The organism is Rhodococcus sp. BP-332 (assembly GCF_019836065.1).
Lineage (GTDB): Bacteria > Actinomycetota > Actinomycetes > Mycobacteriales > Mycobacteriaceae > Rhodococcoides.
In genome coordinates this window covers 286,758-312,437 of the sequence record NZ_JABUEC010000003.1, presented here as the reverse complement: position 1 = coordinate 312,437, position 25,680 = coordinate 286,758, and the positions used below count along the sequence as shown (strand labels likewise).

General features: G+C 69.8%; 25 protein-coding genes. 15 read left to right on the top strand and 10 right to left on the bottom strand.

The annotated features are described in order from the left end of the window. Window positions 1-29: 29 nt before the first annotated feature. Complete coding sequence (locus HQ314_RS12660; RefSeq protein ID WP_051613045.1) at window positions 30-1,004, top strand: SGNH/GDSL hydrolase family protein; 975 nt, start codon at window positions 30-32, stop codon at window positions 1,002-1,004. 64 nt (window positions 1,005-1,068) lie between these two features. Next, entirely contained in the window at window positions 1,069-2,286 is a 1,218-nt protein-coding gene (locus HQ314_RS12655) for an acetyl-CoA C-acetyltransferase (RefSeq protein ID WP_222638200.1), read from the top strand. A 79-nt stretch (window positions 2,287-2,365) separates the two neighbouring features. Here the strand turns inward: HQ314_RS12655 and HQ314_RS12650 are convergent, their stop codons facing one another. Further along, the gene (locus tag HQ314_RS12650; RefSeq protein WP_222627467.1) at window positions 2,366-3,214 is read right to left on the bottom strand and encodes a Bax inhibitor-1/YccA family protein; all 849 of its coding nucleotides are present in this window, start codon (window positions 3,212-3,214) and stop codon (window positions 2,366-2,368) included. Window positions 3,215-3,414: 200 nt separating this feature from the next. Between HQ314_RS12650 and HQ314_RS12645 the strand changes: the two genes are divergently transcribed. Further along, window positions 3,415-3,870, top strand: coding sequence for a hypothetical protein (locus HQ314_RS12645; RefSeq protein WP_056447352.1), 456 nt, complete (start codon window positions 3,415-3,417; stop codon window positions 3,868-3,870). Window positions 3,871-3,909: 39 nt separating this feature from the next. Here the strand turns inward: HQ314_RS12645 and HQ314_RS12640 are convergent, their stop codons facing one another. Beyond that, complete coding sequence (locus HQ314_RS12640) at window positions 3,910-5,031, bottom strand: class I SAM-dependent methyltransferase (protein ID WP_222650238.1); 1,122 nt, start codon at window positions 5,029-5,031, stop codon at window positions 3,910-3,912. A 65-nt stretch (window positions 5,032-5,096) separates the two neighbouring features. Between HQ314_RS12640 and HQ314_RS12635 the strand changes: the two genes are divergently transcribed. The 7 genes from HQ314_RS12635 to HQ314_RS12605 all read left to right on the top strand — a co-directional run bounded on the left by HQ314_RS12635 (window position 5,097) and on the right by HQ314_RS12605 (window position 11,781). Then, the gene (locus tag HQ314_RS12635) at window positions 5,097-6,080 is read left to right on the top strand and encodes an NAD-dependent epimerase/dehydratase family protein (protein WP_222638203.1); all 984 of its coding nucleotides are present in this window, start codon (window positions 5,097-5,099) and stop codon (window positions 6,078-6,080) included. A gap of 106 nt (window positions 6,081-6,186) precedes the next feature. Then, the gene (locus HQ314_RS12630; RefSeq protein ID WP_037183888.1) at window positions 6,187-6,774 is read left to right on the top strand and encodes a biotin transporter BioY; all 588 of its coding nucleotides are present in this window, start codon (window positions 6,187-6,189) and stop codon (window positions 6,772-6,774) included. A 1-nt stretch (window position 6,775) separates the two neighbouring features. Further along, window positions 6,776-7,906 carry a thiolase family protein gene (locus tag HQ314_RS12625; protein ID WP_261781645.1) on the top strand — a complete coding sequence of 377 codons (1,131 nt, stop codon included), beginning with the start codon at window positions 6,776-6,778 and terminating at the stop codon, window positions 7,904-7,906. After that, window positions 7,903-8,583, top strand: a complete 681-nt coding sequence (locus HQ314_RS12620; protein ID WP_027503952.1) for an energy-coupling factor ABC transporter ATP-binding protein — start codon at window positions 7,903-7,905, stop codon at window positions 8,581-8,583. The genes HQ314_RS12625 and HQ314_RS12620 overlap by 4 nt, the downstream gene beginning before the upstream one ends. Further along, the gene (locus HQ314_RS12615) at window positions 8,580-9,197 is read left to right on the top strand and encodes an energy-coupling factor transporter transmembrane protein EcfT (RefSeq protein WP_222627477.1); all 618 of its coding nucleotides are present in this window, start codon (window positions 8,580-8,582) and stop codon (window positions 9,195-9,197) included. Before HQ314_RS12620 ends, HQ314_RS12615 begins: the two co-directional genes overlap by 4 nt. Continuing rightward, a complete protein-coding gene (locus HQ314_RS12610; protein ID WP_308119384.1) occupies window positions 9,194-10,603 on the top strand; it encodes an AMP-binding protein in 1,410 nt (469 codons plus the stop codon). Before HQ314_RS12615 ends, HQ314_RS12610 begins: the two co-directional genes overlap by 4 nt. Before the next feature lie 170 nt (window positions 10,604-10,773). Beyond that, on the top strand, window positions 10,774-11,781 hold the full coding sequence (locus HQ314_RS12605; protein ID WP_027503955.1) for a substrate-binding domain-containing protein: 1,008 nt from the start codon (window positions 10,774-10,776) through the stop codon (window positions 11,779-11,781). A gap of 80 nt (window positions 11,782-11,861) precedes the next feature. Here the strand turns inward: HQ314_RS12605 and HQ314_RS12600 are convergent, their stop codons facing one another. Further along, window positions 11,862-13,214, bottom strand: coding sequence for an MFS transporter (locus tag HQ314_RS12600; protein ID WP_222627478.1), 1,353 nt, complete (start codon window positions 13,212-13,214; stop codon window positions 11,862-11,864). 138 nt (window positions 13,215-13,352) lie between these two features. Here HQ314_RS12600 and HQ314_RS12595 point away from each other — a divergent pair, with 138 nt between their 5' ends. Then, a complete protein-coding gene (locus HQ314_RS12595; RefSeq protein WP_222650237.1) occupies window positions 13,353-14,738 on the top strand; it encodes an FAD-binding oxidoreductase in 1,386 nt (461 codons plus the stop codon). 23 nt (window positions 14,739-14,761) lie between these two features. Continuing rightward, window positions 14,762-15,406: a class I SAM-dependent methyltransferase gene (locus tag HQ314_RS12590; RefSeq protein WP_222650494.1), complete on the top strand. Its 645-nt coding sequence runs from the start codon at window positions 14,762-14,764 to the stop codon at window positions 15,404-15,406. Here the strand turns inward: HQ314_RS12590 and HQ314_RS12585 are convergent. From HQ314_RS12585 to HQ314_RS12575, 3 genes are read right to left on the bottom strand one after another with little or no spacing between them, the layout of a single operon-like run. Further along, a complete protein-coding gene (locus tag HQ314_RS12585; protein WP_307095117.1) occupies window positions 15,382-16,479 on the bottom strand; it encodes a prenyltransferase in 1,098 nt (365 codons plus the stop codon). The genes HQ314_RS12590 and HQ314_RS12585 overlap by 25 nt on opposite strands. Then, the gene (locus HQ314_RS12580; RefSeq protein WP_027503960.1) at window positions 16,466-17,218 is read right to left on the bottom strand and encodes a class I SAM-dependent methyltransferase; all 753 of its coding nucleotides are present in this window, start codon (window positions 17,216-17,218) and stop codon (window positions 16,466-16,468) included. Before HQ314_RS12580 ends, HQ314_RS12585 begins: the two co-directional genes overlap by 14 nt. Next, window positions 17,212-18,459 (bottom strand): glycosyltransferase family 4 protein, encoded by a 1,248-nt coding sequence (locus HQ314_RS12575; protein ID WP_056447340.1) that lies wholly within the window; start codon window positions 18,457-18,459, stop codon window positions 17,212-17,214. Before HQ314_RS12575 ends, HQ314_RS12580 begins: the two co-directional genes overlap by 7 nt. Window positions 18,460-18,632: 173 nt before the next feature. Here HQ314_RS12575 and HQ314_RS12570 point away from each other — a divergent pair, with 173 nt between their 5' ends. After that, window positions 18,633-19,112 carry an SRPBCC family protein gene (locus tag HQ314_RS12570; protein WP_222650236.1) on the top strand — a complete coding sequence of 160 codons (480 nt, stop codon included), beginning with the start codon at window positions 18,633-18,635 and terminating at the stop codon, window positions 19,110-19,112. An 8-nt stretch (window positions 19,113-19,120) separates the two neighbouring features. On the opposite strand, the gene HQ314_RS12565 is transcribed toward HQ314_RS12570, so the two are convergent. The 4 genes from HQ314_RS12565 to HQ314_RS12550 are packed head-to-tail and all read right to left on the bottom strand — an operon-like array spanning window position 19,121 to window position 23,632. Beyond that, a complete protein-coding gene (locus HQ314_RS12565; protein WP_222650235.1) occupies window positions 19,121-21,214 on the bottom strand; it encodes a xanthine dehydrogenase family protein molybdopterin-binding subunit in 2,094 nt (697 codons plus the stop codon). Beyond that, window positions 21,211-22,230 carry a xanthine dehydrogenase family protein subunit M gene (locus tag HQ314_RS12560; protein ID WP_222638210.1) on the bottom strand — a complete coding sequence of 340 codons (1,020 nt, stop codon included), beginning with the start codon at window positions 22,228-22,230 and terminating at the stop codon, window positions 21,211-21,213. Before HQ314_RS12560 ends, HQ314_RS12565 begins: the two co-directional genes overlap by 4 nt. Beyond that, the gene (locus HQ314_RS12555) at window positions 22,227-22,784 is read right to left on the bottom strand and encodes a 2Fe-2S iron-sulfur cluster-binding protein (RefSeq protein WP_222650234.1); all 558 of its coding nucleotides are present in this window, start codon (window positions 22,782-22,784) and stop codon (window positions 22,227-22,229) included. Before HQ314_RS12555 ends, HQ314_RS12560 begins: the two co-directional genes overlap by 4 nt. Window positions 22,785-22,834: 50 nt before the next feature. After that, window positions 22,835-23,632, bottom strand: a complete 798-nt coding sequence (locus tag HQ314_RS12550) for a PIG-L family deacetylase (protein WP_027503965.1) — start codon at window positions 23,630-23,632, stop codon at window positions 22,835-22,837. Window positions 23,633-23,750: 118 nt separating this feature from the next. Here HQ314_RS12550 and HQ314_RS12545 point away from each other — a divergent pair, with 118 nt between their 5' ends. Both HQ314_RS12545 and HQ314_RS12540 read left to right on the top strand, forming a co-directional pair. After that, the gene (locus HQ314_RS12545; protein WP_222650233.1) at window positions 23,751-24,086 is read left to right on the top strand and encodes a DUF3140 domain-containing protein; all 336 of its coding nucleotides are present in this window, start codon (window positions 23,751-23,753) and stop codon (window positions 24,084-24,086) included. Window positions 24,087-24,363: 277 nt separating this feature from the next. After that, window positions 24,364-25,602, top strand: coding sequence for a glycosyltransferase (locus HQ314_RS12540; RefSeq protein ID WP_222650232.1), 1,239 nt, complete (start codon window positions 24,364-24,366; stop codon window positions 25,600-25,602). Window positions 25,603-25,680: the final 78 nt, after the last annotated feature.

The following is a 25,680-nucleotide window of genomic DNA, read 5'->3' as shown; positions in this document are numbered from 1 at the left end:
CTAGAATCGGACAGGTGAGCGGAGGTGCGATGCAGCAGGGCGGCTCGGGTCGCGGTGGGTGGCGACAGGCAGCGGTGGCGGGAGCCGCCACCGTCGTCGCGGGATCCGGCGCGGGAACGCTGTCCTGGGCCGCGTACCGGCACCTGCTGGCGCAGGCGGCCGCTGCCCGGACCGTGATCGGCCGCAGCACGGACCGGCCGCCCGAGGCCGACGGTGTGTACGCCCCGGGTGCGCGCGTCCCGCAGCGGTGGCGCCCCGGCGTGCAGTCCGACCTGCACCTGATGATCTTCGGCGACTCGACGGCGGCCGGCATGGGCTGCGTCGTCGCGGACGAGGTGCCGGGCGTGCTGATCGCGCGGGGTCTCGCCGACGAGAGCGGGAAGCGGATCCGGTTGAGCACCAAGGCCATTCCCGGCGCGACATCCAAGGGACTCGAGGGTCAGGTCGATGCGATGCTGGTCGCCCACCACGACCGGCCCGACGCTGCCGTCGTCTTCATCGGCGCTAACGACGTCACCAAGAAGCATGCGGTGGCGGCCTCGGCCGAGCGTCTGCGTACCGCGGTGCGTCGCCTGCGGGCGGAGGGCACCGTCGTGGTCGTCGGAACGTGCCCGGATCTCGGTGTCGTCACCGCCATCCCGCAGCCGCTCCGCGCTGTCGTGCGGACGTGGGGCCACCGACTCGCGCGGGCTCAGACGTCGGCGACGCTCGCCGCTGGCGGCCACCCCGTCGCGCTGGCGGATCTGCTCGCCCCGGAGTTCCTCGCGGCACCGGAGCGGATGTTCTCGGCCGACCGTTTCCATCCGTCCGCGGCCGGATACGAACTCGCTGCCCAGCAGATCCTGCCCGTGCTGGCGGCCGCGCTGGGCGAATGGGCGGGCGGCCCCCTGCCGACGCTGCCCACGGTGTCGGACGTCGCCGAGCAGCGTCGCCTCGTCTCCCGCCTCACCGCCTCGGCCAACCGCCACGTGTCGCGGCTACGGCCGCGAGACGCCCTGCAGTGACCGGGGGCCCACCGGACGAGAGTTACCCTCCAGTCATATCGTCGCCAACCCCAGGAGTCCTCCCATGCCAGAAGCAGTGATCGTGTCCGTGGCCCGTTCGCCCATCGGGCGCGCGATGAAGGGGTCGCTCGTCAGCATGCGTCCCGACGACCTCGCAGCGCAGATGGTCAAGGCAGCCCTCGACAAGGTGCCCGCCCTCGACCCCACCATGATCGACGACCTCCTCATGGGCTGCGGCCTCCCCGGCGGCGAGCAGGGATTCAACATCGGCCGCAACGTCGCCATCCAGCTCGGCTACGACTTCCTCCCCGGCACCACCATCACCCGCTACTGCTCCTCGTCGCTGCAGACCACCCGCATGGCACTGCACGCCATCAAGGCCGGCGAGGGCGACGTGTTCATCTCCGCCGGAGTCGAGACCGTCTCCCGCTTCGTCAAAGGCAACTCCGACTCCTACCCGGACACCCAGAACCCCATCTACGCCGACGCCCAGGCCCGCACCGAGAAGATCGCCGAGGGTGGCCAGACCTGGTCCGACCCCCGCGAGAACGGCAACCTCCCCGACGCCTACATCGCGATGGGCCAGACCGCGGAGAACGTCGCCCAGCTCACCGGCATCAGCCGTGAGGAGCAGGACCACTGGGGCGTCCGCAGCCAGAACCGCGCCGAGGAAGCCATCGCCAAGGGCCACTTCGAGAACGAGATCACCCCGGTCACGCTGCCCGACGGCACCGTCGTCAGCACCGACGACGGCCCCCGCGCCGGCACCACCTACGAGAAGATCTCGCAGCTCAAGCCGGTCTTCCGCCCGGACGGCACCATCACCGCCGGCAACGCCTGCCCGCTGAACGACGGCGCCGCGGCACTGGTGATCATGTCCGACACCAAGGCCAAGGAACTCGGCCTGACCCCGCTCGCCCGCGTCGTGTCCACCGGCGTCTCGGGCCTCTCGCCCGAGATCATGGGCCTCGGCCCCATCGAGGCGTCGAAGAAGGCGCTCGCGCTCGCCGGCAAGACCATCGACGACATCGACCTGGTCGAGATCAACGAAGCCTTCGCCGTCCAGGTGATCGGCTCCGCACGGGAACTGAAGATCGACGAGGACAAGCTCAACGTCTCCGGCGGCGCCATCGCCCTCGGCCACCCCTTCGGCATGACCGGTGCCCGCATCACCGCAACCCTGCTCAATAACCTGCGCGCCCACGACAAGCAGTTCGGTCTCGAGACCATGTGCGTCGGCGGCGGACAAGGCATGGCCATGGTGCTCGAGCGCCTCAGCTGAGTCGTCCCGCACACAGCGAACAGCCCCCGCCTTCCGAGAGAAGGACGGGGGCTGTCAGCTGTGACGACTACCGCTGGAACTAGTCGTTGTTGAAGTAGCTCAGCAGTCGCAGGATCTCGACGTACAGCCAGACCAGGGTGATGGTCAGACCGAGCGCGACGCCCCAGGCAGCCTTCTCCGGTGCCTGGGCACGGATCAGCTGGTCGGCGGAGTCGAAGTCGAGTAGGAAGCTGAACGCGGCGATGCCGATGCAGACGAGGCTGAAGATGATGGCGACGGTGCCGCCGTCACGCAGTCCGAGCCCGCCGGGGGTGAAGAAGCTGGCGACCAGGTTGCCGAGCATGAGCACGACGACACCGATGAGGGCGCCGACGACCATGCGGGTGAGGCGCGGCGTGACACGGATGGCGCCGGTCTTGTAGACGACGAGCATGCCGAAGAAGACGCCGAAGGTGCCGAGCACGGCCTGGGCGATGAGCGCACTGCCGCCGACGCCGCCGAAGCTGATGTCGGTGAACATGAGCGACAGGGCACCGAGGAACACGCCCTCGAAGGCCGCGTACGCGAGCACCAGGGGCGCGCTGTCCATCTTGCGGCCGAACGTCGCCACGAGGACGAGGACGAAGCCGATGAGTCCGCCGCCGATGACGAACATCGGGGCCAGGCCGGGGTTGTTGCTCGCGAGCACGTAGGACGCGATGGCGAACACCGTCAGGACACCGAGGGTGGTGGCCGTCTTGGTGACGACGTCGTCGATCGTCATCGCACGCTGCTGCGGACCGGTCTGGTACGGCTGCGGCTGTCCCTGCGGGGAGCCGTACTGCTGGGTGACCGCACCGGCACCGGCGGCGGCCGAACCGAAGGAGGCATATCCGCCTCCCGCCTGCTTGGGCAGATTGCGGAACACCGGGTTGCTGGAAGTGCGCACCGTGTCTCATCCCTTTCGTGTGGTGGAGCCTGTGTATCTCTCAACGTTCGGATGCGACGGAAAAGTTCCCATCGGACAAAACGGACTGTACCGGGCGGACGTCGCCGTTCCCCCAGCGCAGTACCGCATCAGTACACACGGTCGGCGCACGTTTGTCCGCTCACGTTTGTCGCTCGGGCGATCCGGGCACCTTCTTCCTCATGAGCATCGAAGACGGACCCGGAGACACGCTGGACCAGAGTGAGAGTCTCGACTCGGACGAGATCCGAGGCACGGACGACGTCGACGACGTGGTCACCCCGCCGGACTCGTGGACCGAGGCCGACAAGTTCGGCACCACCGAACGCGAGGCGCGTGAGGGTGAGAGCCTCGACCAGAAGCTGGCCGAGGAAGTGCCGGACGTCCCGCTGGAGGAGGAACTCGACGTCCCCGTGGCGGCGACACCAGACGACGATCTGACCGAGGAACTGGTGGACCGAGTCGTCGACAGCGACGACGAGAACGACTACATCGCGGACGCCACGGAGGACGACGGCACCGACGGCGCCGCCGTGAAGGACGCGGACGTGGTGGACGGAGTCGTGGTGGAGAACTCCGCGACGCACCGCGGCCAGATCGACGGTACCCCCGAGGACGCGGGCTCCTACTTCGACTGAGTCACGTCCGCCTGACTTGTGCGGCCGACACATTCACCGTCACCTGATCGACCGGGTGACGGTGAATTTGTCGTTGCGGCCCATCACCTCCGTCGGCCCGACCATGCGCGCGAGCATGGAGCGGAACCGCAAGTGTGAGTTGTGCACCGCCCACAGTTCGCCGCCGGGGCGCAGGACGGTCCGCGCGGCCGCGAACAGTTTCTCCGCTCCCCCGGTGTGCACGGCCGCGTTCTCGTGGAACGGTGGATTGCACAGGATCACGTCGGCGGTCGCGGGCGCCTCCGACGCCATGGCGTCGTCCCGACGCGCCGTGACCCGCACGCCGGACGCCTCCGCCGTGGCCGCCGCCGAGGCCACCGCCGCGGCCGAGCGGTCTGTGGCGACCACCTCCGCGTCCGGCCGCAGGCGCGCGGCGAGGACCGCGAGAATGCCGGTCCCGCACCCCAGATCGACGATGCGGCGCGCGTCGGGCGACATCCGGTCGAGGAACGTGCACAGGTACCGGGTGCCGATGTCCAGCCGGTCCCCGGAGAAGACGGCACCGTGGGCGACCACGGTGAGGTCCAGATCGGCGAGGACGGTCGACACGGGGTACGTCGCGCTCTCGCGAGGCAGCGGCCCGGTCGCCACCAACCCGCGGGACTTCTGCGCCGCGCGGGTGGCCGCCACGTCGGTGAAGTTCGCGGCGAGCACGTCGTTCATCGACCGACTCATGTGTTTGAGTCGACCCGCCGAGATGACGCGGACCGACGGATCCGCCCAGCGGGCAACGGCTTCGGCGATCTCGGTGAGCTCGGCGAGGGCGCGGGGAAGCTGCAGCAGCACCACGGTCGCACCGTCGAGCAACTCTCGATCCAACGCGTGGTTCGTGTAGACGTCGCCGAAGCCGAGCGCGCCGGCGTTGCGGGCCAGCGCGAGCTCGGAGGTGAGGGGATCCTGGTGCACGCGAATGCCGGCGAGGCCGTGCGCGGCGGCGGTACCGAGGGTCAGCGCGCCGTACCGGTCGCCGATCACCGCGACCGACCCGGGCTCGGCGGTGGAGGTCGACTCCGCGGCCTCGGCCAGGATCAACCGGTCGGAGGCGTCGACGGCGTGGAGATTGGGCGCCTCGACATCGGGTGAGCGACGGAGCGCGCCGAGAACATGGTCCGGATCCTGCATCGTCGCAGTCTCTCACTCCCACCGAACCTTGCTTGAATCCCGACGTCAGCGGGCATCATCGACCCATGGGACTCACAGTGGCAGTGACCGGCCCGACCGGCGAGATCGGCATGTCGGCGGTGGACGCGCTCGAGCGCGATCCGGCCGTGGACCGCATCCTCGGCATGGCGCGACGACCGTTCGACGTGGACGAGCACGGCTGGACCAAGACGGAGTACCGGCAGGGCGACATACTCGATCGTGAGGCGGTGGACGCCTTCGTCGCCGAGGCGGATGTCGTGGTGCACCTCGCCTTCCTCATCATGGGATCGCGTGCCGAGAGTTCACGGATCAACCTGGCCGGGACTCGCACCGTCTTCGAGGCGACGGTGGCCGCCGCGCGGCCGACACGGCTCGTCTACACCTCGTCCGTCGCCGCGTACGGCTATCACTCGGACAACCGGGTGCCGCTGACCGAGGACACGCCGACGCGCGGATCGAAGGAGCACTACTACTCCGAGCAGAAGGCCGAACTCGAGGAGGTCCTCGACGAGGTCACCACGGGATCGGACCTCGAGGTGTACGTCCTGCGGCCCTGCATCGTCGCCGGCCCGAAAGCGCCCGCCCTGGCCGACTCCATGCCGTGGCGCTCGATCGCGGCCCAACTCCCCGCACCACTGGGGGCCGTGGTCGGCGCGGTGCGTCCGGTGTTCCCCGACCCGGGACACCCGCTGCAACTGGTGCACCACGACGACGTGGCGACGGCCATCGCGCTCGCCGCGACCACGGACGCACCTCCCGGCCCGTACAACATCGCGGGCGACGGGGTGGTGTCCCTGTCGCAGGTGGCGGCCGCGCTGGGCGCCTTCCCGGTGCGGGTGCCGTCCCTCCTCGGGTCTGCGGCGTCGGCGGTGATCCGCACCCTCCCGTTCGTCCCGTCGATGGTGGAGTGGGTGCACGTGGGACGGACGTCCGTCGTCATGGACACCTCGAAGGCCAAGCGCGACCTCGGGTGGCATCCCGCGCACAGCAGCTCCGCCACCCTGAACGCCCTCGTCGCGTCGCTGTGACACGACGGGGAGTTGCACCGGGTACGAGCACCCCACTAGCGTGACTCCGCGCACTTGAACACCGTTCAAGTGGTCCTCGCTCACGCCACGCACAGGAGTCCCGACCGTGTCCCCTCGTTTCTCGGCTCGTGACCTCGCTCAGGTCGCCGTCTTCGCGGCACTGATCGCGGCACTCGGCCTTCCCGGCTCCATCACGGTCGGCATCAGCGGTGTGCCCATCACCCTGCAGACCCTCGGCGTCATCGCCGCGGGCGCGGTTCTCGGCGCCCGCAAGGGTGCGGCCGCGGTACTGGTCCTGCTCGCACTCGTCGCGATCGGCCTGCCGTTGCTCGCCGGCGGACGCGGCGGACTCGGCGTCTTCGCGGCCCCCAGCGTCGGGTACCTCGTCGGATGGGTCGTGGGCGCCTTCGTCATCGGCGCGCTCACGCGGCTGATCGTCCCGTCCTACCCGCTGTGGGCCGGTCTGCTCGTCAACGCCGTGGGCGGCATCGCCGTCATCTACGTCTTCGGCGTCCTCGGCCTCCTGCTGCGCACCGACCTCGGCGTAGGGGCGGCCATCGCGTCCACGGGCGCCTACGTTCCCGGCGACGCGGTCAAGGTCGTCGTCGCGACCGTCGTCGCGAAGGGCGTGCACCGCGCCTACCCCGGTCTCGTCGCGCCGCGGCGTCGCGCGACCGTCGGGTCCGCCGCCTGACATGGTGCGCTCGTCCCCGCGCGATCCGATCCTGATGGCGGGACGGCGGACGGCGATCGGCACGGCGGGGCATGCGTTCGCCGACCTGACGGCCGCCGACCTCGCGGCACCCGTCCTCGCCGACGTCGCTCGCCGGCTGCACCATCTCGGCCGCATCGACGACGTCGTCCTGGGCAACTGCCTCGGTCCCGGCGGCGACCTCGCTCGGGTCGCCGCGCTGCAGGCCGGTCTCGGTCACCACGTTCCCGGCGTGACGGTCGACCGCCAGTGCGGCTCGGGTCTCGACGCCGTGGCCCTGGCCTCGTCCCGTGTCCGCGCGGGTGACGACGCCCTGATTCTCGCGGGGGGAGTCGAATCGGCGAGCACGGCGCCGTGGCGTTTCCACGCCCCGGTCGGCGACGGGGGTCCGCAGCGGTACACGCGCGCACCGTTCACCCCGCGCGGTCACCCCGACCCCGACATGGGCACGGCCGCGGACGATCTCGCCCGCACGCTCGGCATCGACCGGGAGCGACAGGACGCGTACGCCGAACGCTCGCACCGGCTCGCCTCGCAGACGGACTTCTCGGCGGAGATCGTCACCGTCGCCGGGATCGATCGGGACGAGCGGGTGCGCGGCGGACTCACCACGGCGCGTCTGAGCAAGCTGCGTCCGGCGTTCTCCCCCGACGGCACCGCCACCGCGGGCAACTCGTGCGGCATCTCCGACGGCGCGGCCGTGATCGCCGTGACGACCGCGGACCGGGCCGACGGCCCTGCCCTGCGGGTACTCGGCTGGGCCGTCGCCGGGACGGATCCCGCGCTCCCCGGACTGTCCCCCGTGCCCGCGGTCCGCGCCGTCCTCGACCGCTGCGGAGTCGACCTGTCCGACGTCGGGATCGTCGAGATCACCGAGGCCTTCGCCTCGGTGGCCCTGGCGGCCGTCGACCGGCTGGGCATCGATCCGGACATCGTGTGCCCGCACGGAGGGGCCATCGCGCTCGGACACCCGTGGGGCGCCTCCGGAGCGATTCTCCTCGTCCGGTTGGCTGAGCAGATGGCCACGACCGACTCCCCCGCTCTCGGTCTTGCGGTGTGCGCCATCGGCGGTGGTCAGGGCATCGCCATGCTCGTGGAACGAGTCGGAGCATGAGCGTGATCCGGTTCGATCACGTCTCGCACGGATACGGCGATCGGCCCGTGCTGCGCGACATCGATCTCGAGATCACCGAACACCGCGTCGGCATCGTCGGATCCAACGGCTCCGGGAAGTCGACCCTGGCCCGCATGATCAACGGTCTGGTGTCGCCGAGTTCCGGCACCGTCACCGTCGACGGTCTGAACGTCGCGCGCAAGGGTGGCCAGGTGCGACGGAAGGTCGGGTTCGTGTTCACAGACCCGGACAACCAGATCGTGATGCCGACCGTCGCCGAGGATCTGGCGTTCTCGCTGCGCCGCACCGGAGCGTCGAAGGACGAGGTGGCGGACCGCGTCGCCGACATGCTCGACCGTTTCGGGCTGGCCGGTCACGCCGATCATCCCGCGCACCTGTTGTCCGGCGGACAGAAACAGATGCTGGCGATCGGCGCGGTGCTGATCCGCCGACCCGAGGTCCTGGTGGCCGACGAACCCACCACGCTTCTCGATCTCCGCAACTCCCGCAAGGTCGGCGCGGTGTTCGACACTCTCGAGCAGCAGGTCGTCGTGGTGACACATCACCTCGATCTCCTGACGAACTTCGATCGCGTCATCGTGATCCACGACGCTCGGGTCGCCCACGACGGACGGCCCGCCGACGCCCTGCCCGCGTACGAGGCGCTGCTCGAATGATCGGCCTCTACCGACCCGGTCACTCGCTCCTGCACCGACTTCCGGCCGGGTGGAAGCTTCTGCTGCTCATGGTCGGCGTCATCGCGGTCATCGCCCTCGTTCGCCGACCGGTCGACGTCGCGGTCGCTGCCGGCGTGGTCGCCGTTCTCTTCGGGATCGGGGGCATCGGCCCGCGGACCGCACTCGCGCAGATCCGGCCGCTCTTCTGGATGATCGCGATCATCGCGGTGTTCCAGGTGATCATCACGACCCCGGCCCGCGCCGTGGTCGTGTGCGGGATTCTCGTCGTCACGGTGGCCGCGGCGAGTCTGGTCACCCTCACCACCCGGGTGACCGCGATGCTCGACGTGTGCGGCAGGGTCCTGGAACCGTTGCGGCGCTTCGGCGTCGACCCCGACCGCATCGGACTGCTGCTGGCACTGACGATCCGGCTCGTCCCCGTCCTCACCGGCATCGTGCACGAGGTCTCCGACGCACGGAAGGCCCGCGGACTGCAGTGGTCGATGACCGCGCTGGCGACACCCGTGGTGGTCCGCGCGCTGCGGACCGCGGATGCGCTGGGAGACAGTCTCGTCGCCCGCGGTGTGGACGACGACCGGGACGATGACGCGTGATCGCGGACTCGATCGACGAGCGCATCGGTCGTCGCGCCCGGGACCGTCCGGACTCGCTCGCGGTCGTCGCCGCGGACGGCAGTCTCACCTATCGTGAGATGTGGGATCGGTCGGGACGCGTCGCCGCACGCCTGCTCGGTGCGAAGCGAGTGGCCGTCCTCCCGGCGTCCGATCTCGGTTCCGTCGTCACGGTTCTCGGCGCGATCCGTGCAGGTTGCTCGCTCGTGCTCCTGCACCGCCACCTGCTTCCCGACCACCTCGCATCGGTTCTCGAGATCGGTCGCCCCGCTGCGGTGATCGCCACGGAGCGCGGGCGGACCCGGCTGCGTCGACTCGGCGTCACCGGCACGCTCACCTCGCCCGACGACCTCGCCGCCGCGCCCGCGGTCCCCCTCCCGGCACCGGACGAGGCCGGAGAACTGCTGGCGGGGTTGACTTCCGGCACGTCGGGCACCCCCAAGCTCTTCGTCCGCTCGCGGCGGTCGTGGTCGCGCACGCTCGATCGGTCCGACGAGGAGTTCACCGTGGACCGGCACTCCCGGGTGGCCGCACCGGGCGTCCTGGACCACACCCACTTCCTCTACGGACTGGTGCACGCGCTCACGCGAGGTGCTGCCGTGGACCTACGACCCCTCGAGTCGTGGTCCTCCGCGGGAGATGTCGACCCGACGCACGTCTACACCGTGCCCACCCTCGCACACGACATCGCCGTGTCCACCCGACCCCGGCTGGCGCAGGTCCGAGAAGTGTTGTCCTCGGGTGCTTTCTGGCCGCGCTCCGGTCGCGACGCCCTGTCCGCTCGCGTTCCCGGCGCTCGGCTCGTGCACTTCTACGGCGCCTCGGAACTGTCGTTGGTGGCCGTGGACTCCTCCACCGAACCGGTTCCCGACGGCTCCGCCGGGCGGCTCGTCTCGGGAGTCCGCACGAGAACTGTGGACGGCGTCGTCAGCGTGCACAGCGACATGCTGTTCGACGGATACCTGACCCACCCCGATCACGCGGAACCGTCCGACGGGCCCGTGAACGGGTGGACGAGCGTGGGCGATCGAGGCGAGATCCGCGGCGGGTGGCTGTTTCTCGCGGGCCGCAGTTCCGACACCATCGTGCGCGGCGGCCTCAAGGTGGAGCCACTCGATGTGGAGACCGCCCTGCGGGGGTTTCCCGGCGTGCTCGACGCGGCGTGTGTGGGCGAGCCGGATCCGAGGATGGGGCACGTCCCGGTCGCGGCGATCACGGTCTCGGAGCCGGTCGACCGCACCGCTCTGCGGCGTCATCTGCGGGCGCACCTCGAGGCACCGGCGATGCCCACTCGCGTGGTCACGGTGCCCGCGCTCCCCCGCACGGCCCGCGGCAAGCTCGACCGCCCTGCCGTCCTGGCGATGATCGCGACCGGGCCTGGATCCTGACGGCTCGCTGTGCTGCGGACGTATTGTCCGAACAAACTATTGACTTCCCTTGTGATGTGGATTACACATATGTCGGGCCGCGACCGAACAGGTCACCGGCTCGATCCATTCCAGTCGTACCCAGTATGTCGCCGCGTTGTTCTCTCGTCGGCGTTCGAGAAAGAGACCGAATGACACGTCATTTCACCCGTCGGGGCACTGCTGTCGCTCTCGGCGTGGCACTGAGCGTCAGCCTGGCAGCGGGCTGCTCCAGTTCGGGCGGCGCACCGGAGTCCTCCGGTGACGGCGGCGGCAACGCCGGCACGGCCGACACCCCGCGCGCCACGATCGCGATGATCACGCACGAGGTTCCCGGTGACACGTTCTGGGACCTCATCCGCAAGGGCGCCGAGGCGGCTGCGGCCAAGGACAACATCGAGCTGCGCTACTCGGCCGATCCCGAGGCACCGAACCAGGCCAACCTGGTGCAGAGCGCCATCGACTCCGACGTCGACGGCATCGCGGTCACACTGGCCAAGCCCGACGCCATGGCACCCGCCGTCGAGGCCGCCACGGCCGCCGGCATCCCGGTCGTCGCCTTCAACTCCGGCTACGACGCGTGGAAGGACCAGGGCGTCCAGCAGTACTTCGGCCAGGACGAGACCATCGCCGGCCAGGCCGTCGGTGCGCGTCTGACCACCGAGGGTGCGAAGAAGACCCTCTGCATCATCCAGGAGCAGGGCCAGGTCGCCCTCGAATCCCGTTGCGCGGGTGTGACGCAGGGCTTCACCGGCGGTTCCACCGAGATCCTGAACGTCAACAGCAAGGACATGCCGTCCGTCGAGGCCACCATCACGGCCAAGCTGCAGCAGGATCCGACCATCGACCACATCGTCGCCCTGGGCGCTCCCATCGCGCTGACCGCGGTGCAGTCCAAGGCGAACGCCAACTCCGAGGCCACGGTGGTCACCTTCGACACCAACGCCGCACTCGTCGAGGCCATCCAGAGCGGCGACGTCGCGTGGGCCGTCGATCAGCAGCCGTACCTCCAGGGCTACCTGGCCGTCGACTCGCTGTGGCTGTACCTGAACAACGGCAACACCATCGGTGGCGGCACGCCCGTTCTGACCGGCCCGGCCTTCATCGACTCGACGAACATCGACGCGATCGCCGAGTACGCCAAGGGCGGCACTCGCTAGCCTCCACGCACACGAGATCCGGTGCAGAGATCCGCGTTCACCGCGGATCTCTGCACCGGATTCGTCGTCGTGGGGTCAGGTCAGGTCAGGTCGTTGTTCTTCGTCTCCACCAGTGCTCGCGTGCAGATCAGACTGAGCACCGACAGGAGCGCCAGCATGACGCCCACGGCGATGCTGCCGAACTGCGCCGTCAACGGAGCCGCCAGCAGCGGTGGGATCGCACCGCCGAGCACGCCCGCCAGGTTGTAGCCGAGACCGGCACCGGTGTAGCGGAACCGGGTCCGGAACAGCTCCGGGAGCAGCGCACCGGTGGGGCCGTAGGCGATACCGAAGATGGACAGGGTCACGCACATCGCGATCACGTACGCCGTACTCGATCCCGTGTCGAGGATCGGGAACAGGGCGAGCGACCAGGGAACGGCCGCCGCGCAGGACACCATGATGACGCGGCGCCGACCCACCCGATCCGAGAACGTCGCCGACAGCGCGATGGTGATGCCGAAGATCACCGCACCGACGATGCCGGTCCACAGCACGAACGGCCGGTCGAAGCCGAGGGTCTTCGTGCCGTAGCTCGTGAGATACGCGGTGCCCATGTAGAACAGCGAGAACAGCGACGCCAGCGCACCGGCCGCGAGCAGCACCTCGCGCTTCTGCACGTGCCACGCCTCGAGCACCGGGAGCCGGGTGGGAGCGGACGGCGTGGTCGCGGCGGCGGCCTGATCGGCCTTGAACACCGGCGTCTCCTCGATCGCGAGGCGCATGTAGAGACCGATCAGCACCAGCACGGCGCTGAAGAGGAACGGGATTCGCCACCCGTAGTTCAGGAACGTGTCGTTGGTGTCGCCGAACACGGCGCCGGTCACCAGGAACGTCGCGCTGGAGAGGATGAAGGCGGCGGCCGGACCGAGCTGCGGGAACATGCCGTAGAAGCCGCGCCGCTTCGCCGGTGCGTACTCGGCGGTCAGCAGCGTCGCTCCCGCCCATTCGCCGCCGACGGCGAACCCCTGCCCGAACCGCAGCACCACCAGGATGATCGGTGCGGCGACGCCGATGGTCGCGGCACCGGGGAGCAGCCCGATGACGAAGGTGGAGACACCCATCAGCAGCAGCGTCGAGATCAGCGTCTTCTTGCGGCCGATGCGGTCGCCGAAGTGACCGAACAGCACGGCTCCCGCGGGACGCGCGACGAAGGCGACGGCGAAGGTGGCGAACGAGGCGACGGTGCCGGCCGTCGATCCCAGTGCCGGGAAGAACACCGTCGGGAACACCAGCGCGGCCGCGGTGCCGTAGATGAAGAAGTCGTAGAACTCGATGGTCGTTCCGATGCCGCTGGCGACGGCCACCTTGCGGACGCTCGTGGCGGGCGGTGCCGCGACGGGTGGTGCCGAGGTGGCGCGCGCCGTCGCGTCGTCCGGCGAAACTGTGGTCATGGTTCTCCATCCGAGGTGAGGATCGTCCGAATCGTCGGACTCGGGAGGAACGTATGTGACCTGAACCACTCCCACCACCCTCCGAAGAGGGGGGCGGGATCCGGCGGGCGGGCGGTCGCCCGGCGCTACGCTCGACCGATGATCGTCGATGCCCTGCTCGCCGTACTCCCCGCCGATCGGGTGGTGGTCGATCCCGACGTCATGGCGTCCTACCAGCACGACGAGGCCGAGTGGGCGCCGTCCGCGACCCCTCTCGCGGTGGTGCGTCCGGCCACGGCCGACGAGGTCCAGGCGACGGTACGGGCATGCCTCGACCACGGCACCGCCGTGGTGACCCGCGGCGCCGGGACAGGGCTCTCCGGCGGCGCGAACGCCACCGCGGGGTGCATCGTCCTCGCGCTCGACCGCATGACCGCGATCACCGAGATCGATCACCTCGAGCGGTACGCCGTCGTGCAACCGGGCGTGATCAACGACGATCTGCGCGCTGCCGTCGCGGAGGTCGGCCTCTGGTACCCACCGGATCCGGCGAGTTCGCCGTGGTCGACCATCGGCGGCAACGTCGCCACCAACGCCGGCGGCCTGTGCTGCGTGAAGTACGGCGTGACCCGCGACTACGTCATGGGCATGGAGGTGGTCACGGGCACCGGTGAGAAGGTCCGACTCGGCCGACGCACCGCGAAGGGCGTCGCGGGGTACGACCTCGCCGGACTGATGGTCGGCTCGGAAGGAACACTCGGCGTCATCACCGAGATCACCGTCAAACTGCGCCCCCTCCAGGACCCGCAACGGACCGTCGCCGGCTACTTCGACTCGATCGTCGACGCGGGCCGAGCGGTCGCCGCCGTCGCCGCCGCCGGGCTCACCCCCTCCGCTCTGGAACTGGTGGACAAGCAGTGCCTCCTCGCGGTGGACGCGTGGAAGAACATGGGACTGTCCGTCGACGCCGAAGTGGTGCTGCTCGGCCGCGTGGACACCCCCGGGCAGATCGGTGACCAGGAGGCGGAGAAAATGCTCGCCTGCTTCGACGAAGGCGGCGCCACCTGGTCGGCGGTGTCCACCGATCAGGAGGAGGCGGACGCGCTCTTCGCGGCGCGGCGCCTGGCCTACCCGGCCATGGAACGATTGGGCCCGGTGCTCACCGAGGACGTGTGCGTCCCCAAACGGCATGTGCCGGAAATGCTGTCGCGGATCGAGAAGATCGGCATCGCCCACGACGTCGTCATCGCCAACATCGCCCACGCCGGCGACGGCAACCTGCACCCACTGCTCATCACACCCCCGGGAGACGACGCCGCCCGAGCACGCTCGCAGGCGGCGTTCGCCGAGATCATCGACGCCGCACTCGCCCTCGGCGGCACGGTCACCGGCGAGCACGGCGTCGGCCTGCTCAAGATGCACGGACTCGTCCAGGAACTCGATCCGGTGGTCCTCGCGATGCACCGCGCGGTCAAGGACGCACTCGATCCGCAGGGCATCCTCAACCCGGGCAAGGTGTTCGACCAGCTAGGCTCGCCCGTGTGACCGACACCCCCGCACGTCCCGTCATGCCCAGCGACCTGCGCGAGTTCGCGGAGGCGGCAACAGGATTCATGCCGGCCGACGAGGGACTCGCGCTCTTCGACGCCACCGCCGAGTTCCTGGGCGACGGCGTGGTGGTGGAGATCGGCACCTACTGCGGCAAGTCGACCGTGTACCTCGGCGCCGCGGCGCGCGCCACGGGCGGCCGGGTGGTCACCGTCGACCACCACCACGGATCCGAGGAGCACCAGGTCGGCTGGGAGTACCACGACACCACGCTCGTCGACCCGGCCACCGGTGCGCTGGACACTCTCGGACGATTCCGCCGCACCCTGGCGGGGGCGGGCCTCGAGGACGTCGTCGTCGCCGTCGTCGGCCGTTCCGGCGACGTCGCCGCGCTGTGGAAGTATCCCGTCGACGTGCTGTTCATCGACGGCGGCCACACCGACGAGGCGGCCACCGTCGATTTCCAGGGGTGGGCGCCGTGGGTCGCGGTCGGAGGCGCCCTGCTCATCCACGACGTGTTCCCGGATCCGGCGGACGGCGGGCAGGCCCCGTACCGCATCTATCGGCGTGCCCTCGACAGCGGCATGTTCGCCGAGAACCGCGTGGTCGGCTCACTGCGAGTGCTGGTGCGGACCTCGGGTCAGCCGGGCACGCTCGCCGGGTAGAACTCCCCCGCGCAGCCGCAGCTGCGATGCGCACCGGAGAGCCCGACGGGCAGATCGTCCCCCCGGAAGATGCCGGATCCGGCACTGGACCGGGACAGGGCGTCGGCCGCCAGAATCATGGCTCCGGTGGTCCACGTCGTCCTCTCGACGGGCCACCGCTTGCCGTCCGCATAGACCAGCCCGGTCCAGTACGACCCGTCGTCCTCCCGCAGGTGCTGCATGCTTCCGAGCAGGTCCGTCGCCACGTCGACCCGGTCCATCGCGTCGAGAGTCAGAACCAGTTCACACGTTTCGGCACCGGTGACCCACGGTCGGTCGTCGACACAGCGGATGCCGAGCCCCTCCACGACGAAGTCCGACCACCGGTCGTCGATGCGCCGCCCGGCCGCCGGTCCGCGCACGGCGCCGCCCAGGATCGGGTAGTACCAGTCCATGGAGTACGACGGCTTCGGCGTGAAAGCCGAGAGGTGATGCCGCAGAACGTGACCCAGCCGGCCGACGGCGACCTCCCAGTCCGGCTGCGGGTCGCCGATGTACGCCGCGAGGGCCAGCGCGCACCGCAGACTGTGGTGGATGCTGGCGTTCCCGGTGAGCAGGGCCTCGGCACGCGATCCGTTCGGCCCTGCGGCCCAGGCGATCTCGCCGCGGTCGGTCTGCAGACCGAGGACGAAGTCGACTGCGCGGCGCACGGTGGGCCACAGGGCCAGGGCGAAGTTGTCGTCGCCGGTGACGAGGAAGTGGTGCCACACTCCCACCGCGATGTACGCGCAGAAGTTGGTGTCGGCGCCGGCGTCCTCCACGACGTCGCCGCGCAGCCGGATCGGCCAGGTGCCGTCGCTGCGCTGCGTGCGCCGCGACCACTCGTAGGCGGCGTCGGCCTCCTCGACGAGGCCCGCGGCGCTGAGCGCCATGGCCGATTCGACGTGGTCCCACGGGTCGAGGTGCCCGCCCTCGGACCACGGAATCGCCCCGGACCGGACCTGGACGGCGGCGATGCTGCGCGCACTGGCGAGACACTGCTCGGCGGACAGGATTCCGGGAACCGACGGCGTCACGTGATCAGTGAGCGCCACGTCCGGCCCCCGGTCCGCCGATCCCGGTCTCCGGCTTGCGCAGGTAGATCACCACGGACTTGCCGATGACGGGATTCAGGACCTGCTCGAGCACTCGGGTGGTGCGCGGGGCCTTCATCATGTCCCACACCAGCATCGAGTGATAGCCGCGCACCAGCGGGTGATCGTCGTTCCGCACCCCGACCGCGCACTTGAGCCACCAGTACGGAGCGTGCAGTGCGTGCGCGTGGTGGGTGTGCGTGACCTCGAGGCCGGCCGCGGTGAGCGACGCCGCCAACTCACTCGCACGGTAGATCCGGACGTGGCCACCCTCGTTCGCGTGGTACTCGTCGGAGAGGGACCAGCAGACCCGCTCGGGCAACCAGCGCGGGACACTCACCGCCACCGTGCCGCCGGGGCGCACCACGCGCGCGATCTCGGCGATGGCCGACGCGTCGTCCGGCACGTGCTCGAGCATCTCGGACACGATCACCCCGTCGAACCACTCGTCCGGGAACGGCAGGGACAACGCGTCGCCGACGACCGTCTCCGCCGTGGCGGACTCCGGTACCTGCTTCTCCTCGGCCATCGCGCCGAACATGACCTTGACCTCGTCGAGTTCGTCCGCGTTCTGGTCGAAGGCGGTGACATGGGCCCCGCGGCGGTACAACTCGTAGGAGTGGCGCCCCTGGCCGCACCCGATGTCGATGACGCGATCGCCCGCACCGAAGCCGAGCCGGTCGAAGTCCATCGTCAGCATGTCGTCTCTCGATTCCCTCGTCCACGGCGATCGGCGATCGCCTTCTCGTACTCCGCGACGGTCGCGGCGGCCACCGCCGGCCAGCCGTAGGTCTGCGTGGCCCGTTCCCGCCCGCGCTCGCCCATGGCGCGTCGGCGGGGCTCGTCGTCCAGCGCGCGCATCAGGGCCCGCGCCAGGGCGTCGCTGTCACCGGGAGGCACCAGATCGGCGCAGAGCCCGTCGGGCCCCACGACCTCGGGGATCGCCCCGGTGCGGCTCACCACGAGGGGGGTCGCGCAGGCCATGGCCTCGATGGTCGGGAGCGAGAAGCCCTCGTACAGCGACGGCACGCAGGCCACGTCGGCCGACGCCAGCACGCGCGCCAGTTCGGCGTCGTCGAGACCGCTCCGCGTCCGCACGATGTCGTCGATACCGAGATCGTCGATCAACGTCCGGGTCGGCCCTGCGGGGTCCACCTTCGACACCAGTTCGAGTTCGACATCCCGCTCGGTGCGCATCTTCGCGACCGCCTCGAGAAGGTGCCGCACACCCTTGAGGGCGACGTCGGCACTCGCGACGGCGACGATGCGGCCGGGAACTCGCGGCGCCGCGCCGGGGGTGAACACGGTGGTGTCGACCCCGAGCGGGACCACCGTCACCGCACCCGGAGCGACCCCGAACGCGTCCACGATGTCCACCGCGGACGAGCGGGACACGGTCAGCAACCGCGGGATCCGGCGCGCCACCCGCCGCTGCATGGTGAGGAAGCCGTACCAGCGCCGCACGGTGATCCGTCGTCGCCACGGCGCCGCCGCGAGGTCGAGGGCACGGTCGCGGGTGATGGGGTGATGAATGGTGGCCACGAGCGGCAACGGGATGCGCAGCAATCCGTAGCTCAGCGACTGGTTGTCGTGCACCACGTCGAACTCGTCGGCTCGCGCGCGCAGCAGACGAGCGGCGCGCGCCCCGAACGTGCGGGGCTCCGGGAACCCGGCCGTCCACATGGTCAGCACCTCGGACACGTCGACCAGGTCTCGGATCTCGGAGGGCCGCGGGGTGCGGAACGGATCGTCGTCTCGATAGAGGTCGAGGCTCGGTACTCGCGTGAGCCGCACCCGCGGGTCGAGATCGGGATAGGGCTGACCGGAGAACACCTCGACCTCGTGCCCCTCGTCCACCAGCGCTCGACTCAGACGCGCGACGTAGACACCCTGACCGCCGACGTGGGGCTTGCTCCGGTAGGACAGCAGAGCGATACGCACGTGGGTCCCCCGAGCTGTCGCGGCAGTGTGATGGCAGACACCCTCGCCGCGGTGGAACCGGCGATCATGTCCCGATGTGTCTACCACCTTCCGTTCTTCTCGAATCCACACGACCGACGACCAGCACTGATTCACACTGGACCTCCCCGCCACCCGAGATCGAGGAGACGACGATGACCGGAACCGGCGACAGGACGCTGCACATCCACTCACCGGCGGGTCTGCCGTTCATCGATGTCCGGCGCGAGTTCGACGCACCCGTGTCCGCGGTCTTCCGGGCGCACGCGGAGCCCGAACTGGTGTCCCGCTGGCTCGGTCCCGCCGGCTACGAGATGTCGGTCGAGGAGTACGACTTCCGCGGCGGTGGCCGGTACCGCTACGTCCACCGTGATCCCGGCGGTGCGGAGTACGCGTTCCACGGCGTGTTCCACACGGTGCGGACGAACGAGTTCGCCGTGCAGACCTTCGAGTACGAGGGCTTCCCCGACGTGGTGAGCATCGAGTTCCTCACGTTCGTCGACCTGGGTGACCGCTGCCGGCTGGAGGGCCACTCGGTGTACCCGACACTGGAGGCGCGGGACTCGATGGCAGCGAGCGGCATGGAGAAGGGCATGCGGGAGGGCTACGAGCGCCTGGACGATCTGCTGGGCTGACCGGGTGGTCACAGGCGCAGCGCGGGGTCCATCCGCTCGATCAGGGTGTCGAGAGTGATGGGCAGGTCTCGCACCCGGACACCGCACGCGTGGAACACCGCGTTGGCGATGGCAGCAGGCGACCCCACGATGCCGATCTCGCCGATCCCCTTGCTGCCCATCGGGTTCAGATCGTCGTCGTGCTCCTCGACCCAGATCGCCTCGATGTCGGCGACGTCGGCGTCCACCGGGACGTGGTACTCCGCGAGGTCGGCGTTGAGGAAGCCGCCGTGTCGTCGATCCACGATGCCCTCCTCCATGAGTGCCATGCCGATACCGAACACCATGCCGCCCAGGAGCTGTGACCGAGCCAACCGAGGGTTCAGCACACGGCCCACGGAGAAGACGCCCAGCATCCGCGTCACGCGGACCTCCCCCGTGTCGACGTCGACGTGCACCTCGGCGAAATGGGCGCCGAACGCCTGCCGCGCCAGCGCCGCACGCTCCTCGAGGTCGTCGGTGGTGTCCGCGGTGGCCGTCGCACCCGGTGCGAGATCTCCGTCCGCGCGCAGCGCACGACAGGCCTTGGTCACCGCCCAGCCCCACGACGAGGTACCCGAGGACCCGCCTGCGCCGGGCGCCGTGGGCAGCGCACTGTCCCCGACGTGGATGTGGACCCGGTCCAGCGCGACCTCGAGCGCGTCGGCGGCGATCTGGGCGAGCACCGTTCGTGCGCCGGTACCGATGTCCGACGCGGCGACGGACACGTCGACCGTCCCGTTGTCACGGACGGTCGCCCGCGCCGTGCTCGGCGACGTCATCGCGGGGTAGGTCGCCATCGCGACACCGGTCCCGACGAGGGTGCGTCCTTCTCGGCGTATCGCGGGCCGCGGGTCACGACCGGCCCAACCGAAGCGCCGCGCGCCCTCCTCGAAGACGGCGCGGACGGTACGTGAGCTGTAGGTCTGCCCGTCCGCGGGATCGACCGACGGCTCGTTCCGCAGCCGCAACTCGACGGGGTCCGTTCCGAGCGCGTGGGCCAGTTCGTCCACCGCGCACTCCAGAGCGAACATGCCGGGCGCCTCACCGGGAGCGCGCATCCAGCGCGGTGTCCCGACGTCCAGCGCGACCGCGCGATGCGTGGTCGAGACGTCGTCGATGTCGTACACGTGGCGACTGCCCTCGGACGTCTGCTCCACGAACTCCATCACGGTGGAGGTCTGCTGGAGCGAATCGTGCAGCAACGCCGTCATCGAGCCGTCCGCGTCCGCCGACAGTCGGACCCGCTGGATCGTCGGCGTCCGGTAGCCGACGAAGTCGAAGGTCGACCGGCGTGGAACCGGAAACGAGACCGGTCGACCCACGACGGACGACGCCATGGCCGCGACGACCGCGTTCGGTCGCGTGCTCCCTTTCGATCCGAAGCCGCCGCCCACGTGCCGGGCGATGACGCGCACGGCGTCCGAGTCGACGCCGAAGAGCTCGGCGAGATCTCCGGCCACGCCGGACGGCGCCTGCGTCGAGTCCCAGACCGTGAGGGTCGACCGGTCCTCGCTCCACGCGGCGATCGACGCGTGCGGCTCCATGGGCGCATTGTGTTCGGGCGGCGTCGTGTAGCGGACGTCGACGCGCACCGCGGACTCCTCGAAGCGCCGCTCCGGTTCCCCGGTGACGACATCGGTGTCGAAGCCCGCGTTCACCTGCTCGGGTGCGTAGATGCCGGGGTGATGCTCCCGTAATTCGTTGTCGCACTGGCGACTCTCGTACGTGACGTCCAGAACGGAGGCCGCACACGTCGCCTGCTCCGACGTCTCCGCCACGACCACGGCGACGATCTGCCCGCGGTAGGCGACGACATCGGACTGGAGCACCTGCAACTCGCCGTCCCCGGCGGACCCGAGCGTCGGAGCGTTACCGTGCCACAGCACGGCGAGGACACCCGGAAGCGTCAGCGCCGAAGCACGATCCACGTCCAGCACACGCCCCGCCGGAACGGCGGCGCCGACGATCGCCGCGTGCGCTGGTTCTCCACCGACGTCCCGGTACTCCGCCGCGTACCGGGCGGCTCCGGTGACCTTGTCGCGGCCCTCGAGCCGCTCGACCGGTGTTCCCGTGACGGTCATCGGGTGGCCGCCTCGTCCGCGGCCGCGTCGGCGAGGGACATCACGGTGGAGGCCACCGTCGACGCGAGGAGTGACAACTTGTAGTCGTTGTCGGGGAACGTGTGTGCCGCGGCGAGCTCGCGCTCCATCGCAGCGATCACGCCGCTCCGGGACGGGATCGCCCCGAGCAGCTCGGACTCGGCGACCGTGGCCCGCCACGGCTTGTGAGCGGCTCCGCCCAGCGCGATGCGCGCCGTGGTGAACACCCCGTTCTCCACGACCACGACGGCGGCGACGGACACCCTCGCGAAGGCGTAGGACGCACGGTCCCGCACCTTCCGATAGGTCGAGCGCGCACCGGGTGGAAGCGGCGGTATGTCGAGGTGCGTCACCCACTCGTCCTGCCGCAGAGTCGAATCGCGTTCGGGTGCGGACTCGGGAAGCCGATGCAGATCGGCGAACCGGATCTCGCGTACTCCGTCGGTGCCGACGACGGTGACAGTGGGATCGAGCACCGCGAGGCCCACGGCCATGTCCGAGGGGTGGGTGGCGATGCAGTGCTGCGATGCGCCCAGCACCGCGGCGTTGCGCCGATCGCCGTCCAGGGCCGAACAGCCCGAGCCCGGTTCACGCTTGTTGCACGCTGTGTCGACGTTCATGAAGTACGGACAGCGGGTGCGCTGGAACAGGTTCCCGCCCGTGGTCGCCATGTTCCGCAGTTGACCGGACGCACCCGAGAGCACAGCGCGCGACAGGACGGGAAACCGCGAACGCACGACGGGGTCGGCGGCCAGATCGCTGTTGCGGACCAGGGCCCCGACACGAAGACCCGGCACCCCGCCGCCACTGCCGTCGTTCCACTCGATGTCCGCCAGGGCCAGACCCGTGATGTCGACGAGCCGGTCCGGGGTCTCGATTCCCAGCTTCATCAGATCCACGAGGTTGGTTCCGCCGGCCAGCACGCGGGTGGACCCCTCGGCGAGTGCGGACGCTATGGTCGACGCGTCGGCGGCACGGTCGTACGCGAATGTTCTCACCGGTCCGCGCCCGTCTCCGTCGTCGTTGCAGATATGCCGTCGATGTTCTCTCGCACGGCATCGACGATGTTGGGGTAGGCGCCGCACCGACAGATGTTGCCGCTCATCCGTTCTCGGATGTCCGCGTCCGAGGCCGTCGGCACGCCGTCGAGGTCTTCGGTGACGGCGCTGGGCCATCCGTTCTTCACCTCGTCGAGCACGGCGACGGCAGAGCAGATCTGACCGGGGGTGCAGTAGCCGCACTGGAATGCGTCGTGCGCGAGGAACGACGCCTGCACGGGATGCAGGTCCTCGCCGTCGGCGAGCCCCTCGACGGTGGTGATGTCGTCGTCCTGCGCCGCGACGGCCAGCGTCAGGCAGCTGACCACGCGCCGACCACCGGACAGCACCGTGCACGATCCGCACTGACCGCGGTCGCACCCCTTCTTGGCGCCGGTCAGCCCGAGCCGCTCACGCAGCGCGTCGAGGAGGGTCGTCCGGACGTCGCACTCGATCCGATGCTCCTCGCCGTTGACCGTGAGGCGTACTCCGACATCTCCTGTGACGAGGCTCATGCTCCGGGCTACCCTGCGCTCCCGCCACCAAACCGCCCCCGGTGCCGGATTTACAGGGGCAGTGCGGTCTCCCGCACGGCGCCGGGCGCGTCGACCGGGGGCACGATGCGTCGGAACCACTCGGTGCCGAACGCGGACGCGAGATCCTCGTCCGACATGGGGATGAACGGGCCGAAGTCACCGATCTGCGACTCGTGCACCACCATCGCCGCACGCTTGGCGGCCAGGACACCGGACACGTCCACCGCGGTGGTGAGTTCCGACTCGGGCAGGCCGAACGCCTCGATGTCGAGCTGCGAGGCGTCCTCGTTCTCGCCCGGATCCCAGTTGGGGTTCGCCGTCATCATCTCGCGCATGCGGTCACGGTTCATCGTCGCCTCGTAGACGAACGGCACCTCGGCGATGGCCGCGGCGCGCACCCCCACGTGGTGCACCTGCACGTGGTCGGGATGGCCGTAACCACCGTGCGAGTCGTAGACCGTCAGGACACGGGCCTGCTCCTCGACGAGAACGTCCGCGAGCCGCCGAGCGGCCTCCTCGACATCCACGTTGGCGAAGGCGTGCGGGTTCGTGTTGCCCTCGGTCCCGGCCATCCCCGAGTCCGCGTATCCCAGCACGACCACGCGCTGTGCCCCCAGCACCTCGGCCGAGCGCTCCAGTTCACGTTGCCGCCGATCGTGCAGCGACTCGCCCTCGGTCAACAGGCCGTCGGGCACCTCACCGAGCGCACCGTCGGTCGCCGTCACCAGCACCACTCGGTGGCCGGCGTCGGCTGCCGACCGCATGATCCCGCCGGTGCCGAACACCTCGTCGTCGGGATGGGCATGGAAGCACACCAACACGCTCATCGGCAGATGGTCGCACGGGCGCGGTGCGCGGGCTCGATCACGTCGGGTGTCGACCCGCCGCGTCGGTGCGCCGACAGATCGTGATTGTCGCCGTCGCTTCCGGGGAACGCGATGCGTCATGACGCAGAGGAACGAGACGGTGGACGACGTGTGGGACGACTGGAAGGACGCGGTCAACATGACCAGGAAGGAGCTCGAGGACTGGCTGACGACCGACGAGTCCCGCTCCGTCGGTGACTCGAAGGACGGTGAGTCGACGGGGCACGAGATGGGGCGGCGCATCACCTCGATCCTGGACACGAAGAAATCCGATCTCACGGACGACGACGTCGCCGCGATGCGCAAGGTCGTCGGATACGTGCACCGACATCGCGCCCAGGGCCCCTCGAAGGACGTGGAGCACTCGCGGTGGCGCTACTCGCTGATGAACTGGGGACACGATCCGCTGAAGTGACACCCACGTCAGATGAGGAGCAGGCATTCGGAGCCGATCGGCGTTCGGATGTTTTCTTCTCTCGATTCGGGATATTCACGACCTAGCTCGTCGGCGTGTCATCACTCACGGTGTTCGACGGCCCGCGTACTTCCGCCTGCTCTCGACATACCCGCGGGCCCGACGTTCTGTCCGATCCGGTCTCCAGCCGACCTCGACTTGCACCACCGACAGTAGCGAGACGTCGTTCAGTCACCAGCGACGACTCGGAACGCACGATCCGAGGGACGGATTCCTCATGCGCATCGCCATGGTGTCAGAACATTCCAGCCCGCTCGCCGCGCCGGGCGGTATCGACGCCGGGGGGCAGAACGTCCATGTCGGATGCCTCGCCGTCGCCCTCGTCGCCCGCGGCCACGAGGTGTCGGTGTTCACCCGACGCGATTCGCGCGAACAGCCCGACGAGGTCGTCGTCGACGAGGGCTACCGCGTCGTCCATGTTCCAGCGGGTCCGCCCGAGCCGGTACCGAAGGACGAACTACTGCCCCACATGGGCGACTTCGCCTCTCACCTGTCCGAGCGCTGGACGCGAGACCGGCCCGACGTGGTCCACGCCCACTACTGGATGTCGGGCTTCGCGACCCAACTCGCGGCGTGCCCGCTCGCGATTCCCACCGTGGTGACGTTCCACGCGCTCGGTGTGGTCGAGCGTCGGCACCAGGGCACGCGGGACACGTCGCCGCCGAGCCGACCCAAGATCGAGCGGCTCATCGCACGCGGAGCCGATCACGTCGTCGCGACGTGCTCGGACGAGGTCACCGAACTGGTCCGGATGGGCATACCGCGCCGACGGGTGTCGGTGGTGCCGTGCGGCGTAGACCTCGAGAAGTTCCAGCCGGCGCCGGTCAGCTCTCCCGGCCCCGCGCGACGGCGGCGGTTGGTCGCGGTCGGCCGTCTGGTGCCTCGCAAGGGTTTCGACCTGATGATCGCGGCTCTCGCGTCGATTCCGGACACCGACCTCATCATCGCCGGCGGCGAGCGCAGCGACGTCTCGGACGACGACGAGGCTCGACGCCTGAAGCAGATCGCGATCGCCCACGGTGTGGCCGACCGCGTCCGCCTGGTCGGGCAGGTCTCCCGTGAGGCGATGCCCGACCTTCTCCGCTCCGCCGACATCGTGGTCTGCACTCCCACGTACGAGCCGTTCGGCATCGTGCCGCTCGAGGCGATGGCGTGCGGGATCCCTGTGGTAGCCACCGCGGTCGGCGGTTTCCTCGACACCGTGATCGACGGTGTCACCGGCGTGCTGGTCCATCGCCGCACACCTGCCGCCGTCGCCGACGCCGTCCGTCGCCTGCTGAACGACGAGGGTCGACGCACCGGCTACGGCATGTCGGCCGCCGATCGCGCTCGCGCCCGGTATTCGTGGGAGCAGATCGCCGTCGACACCGATCGGGTCTACCGGTCATTGCTTCCGGAGCCGACCTCCACCGACACCGCGGACGTATCGGGGGACGACCAGCTGGACCGGGTGTGAGGCCCTGTCACCAGCCCGCGACGAGAACGCGTCGGCCGTCCGTACCGATGCTGCTCATCGGGGCTCGATACCCTGGAA

What these genes read in the sequence shown, in the direction of transcription:
- HQ314_RS12660 (WP_051613045.1), top strand. Translation starts at nt 30, where the DNA reads ATGCAGCAGGGCGGCTCGGGTCGCGGTGGGTGGCGACAGGCAGCGGTG.
- HQ314_RS12655 (WP_222638200.1), top strand. Translation starts at nt 1,069, where the DNA reads ATGCCAGAAGCAGTGATCGTGTCCGTGGCCCGTTCGCCCATCGGGCGC.
- HQ314_RS12645 (WP_056447352.1), top strand. Translation starts at nt 3,415, where the DNA reads ATGAGCATCGAAGACGGACCCGGAGACACGCTGGACCAGAGTGAGAGT.
- HQ314_RS12640 (WP_222650238.1), bottom strand. Translation starts at nt 5,031, where the DNA reads ATGCAGGATCCGGACCATGTTCTCGGCGCGCTCCGTCGCTCACCCGAT.
- HQ314_RS12635 (WP_222638203.1), top strand. Translation starts at nt 5,097, where the DNA reads ATGGGACTCACAGTGGCAGTGACCGGCCCGACCGGCGAGATCGGCATG.
- HQ314_RS12625 (WP_261781645.1), top strand. Translation starts at nt 6,776, where the DNA reads ATGGTGCGCTCGTCCCCGCGCGATCCGATCCTGATGGCGGGACGGCGG.
- HQ314_RS12620 (WP_027503952.1), top strand. Translation starts at nt 7,903, where the DNA reads ATGAGCGTGATCCGGTTCGATCACGTCTCGCACGGATACGGCGATCGG.
- HQ314_RS12615 (WP_222627477.1), top strand. Translation starts at nt 8,580, where the DNA reads ATGATCGGCCTCTACCGACCCGGTCACTCGCTCCTGCACCGACTTCCG.
- HQ314_RS12605 (WP_027503955.1), top strand. Translation starts at nt 10,774, where the DNA reads ATGACACGTCATTTCACCCGTCGGGGCACTGCTGTCGCTCTCGGCGTG.
- HQ314_RS12600 (WP_222627478.1), bottom strand. Translation starts at nt 13,214, where the DNA reads ATGACCACAGTTTCGCCGGACGACGCGACGGCGCGCGCCACCTCGGCA.
- HQ314_RS12595 (WP_222650237.1), top strand. Translation starts at nt 13,353, where the DNA reads ATGATCGTCGATGCCCTGCTCGCCGTACTCCCCGCCGATCGGGTGGTG.
- HQ314_RS12590 (WP_222650494.1), top strand. Translation starts at nt 14,762, where the DNA reads ATGCCCAGCGACCTGCGCGAGTTCGCGGAGGCGGCAACAGGATTCATG.
- HQ314_RS12580 (WP_027503960.1), bottom strand. Translation starts at nt 17,218, where the DNA reads ATGCTGACGATGGACTTCGACCGGCTCGGCTTCGGTGCGGGCGATCGC.
- HQ314_RS12570 (WP_222650236.1), top strand. Translation starts at nt 18,633, where the DNA reads ATGACCGGAACCGGCGACAGGACGCTGCACATCCACTCACCGGCGGGT.
- HQ314_RS12565 (WP_222650235.1), bottom strand. Translation starts at nt 21,214, where the DNA reads ATGACCGTCACGGGAACACCGGTCGAGCGGCTCGAGGGCCGCGACAAG.
- HQ314_RS12555 (WP_222650234.1), bottom strand. Translation starts at nt 22,784, where the DNA reads ATGAGCCTCGTCACAGGAGATGTCGGAGTACGCCTCACGGTCAACGGC.
- HQ314_RS12550 (WP_027503965.1), bottom strand. Translation starts at nt 23,632, where the DNA reads ATGAGCGTGTTGGTGTGCTTCCATGCCCATCCCGACGACGAGGTGTTC.
- HQ314_RS12545 (WP_222650233.1), top strand. Translation starts at nt 23,751, where the DNA reads ATGACGCAGAGGAACGAGACGGTGGACGACGTGTGGGACGACTGGAAG.
- HQ314_RS12540 (WP_222650232.1), top strand. Translation starts at nt 24,364, where the DNA reads ATGCGCATCGCCATGGTGTCAGAACATTCCAGCCCGCTCGCCGCGCCG.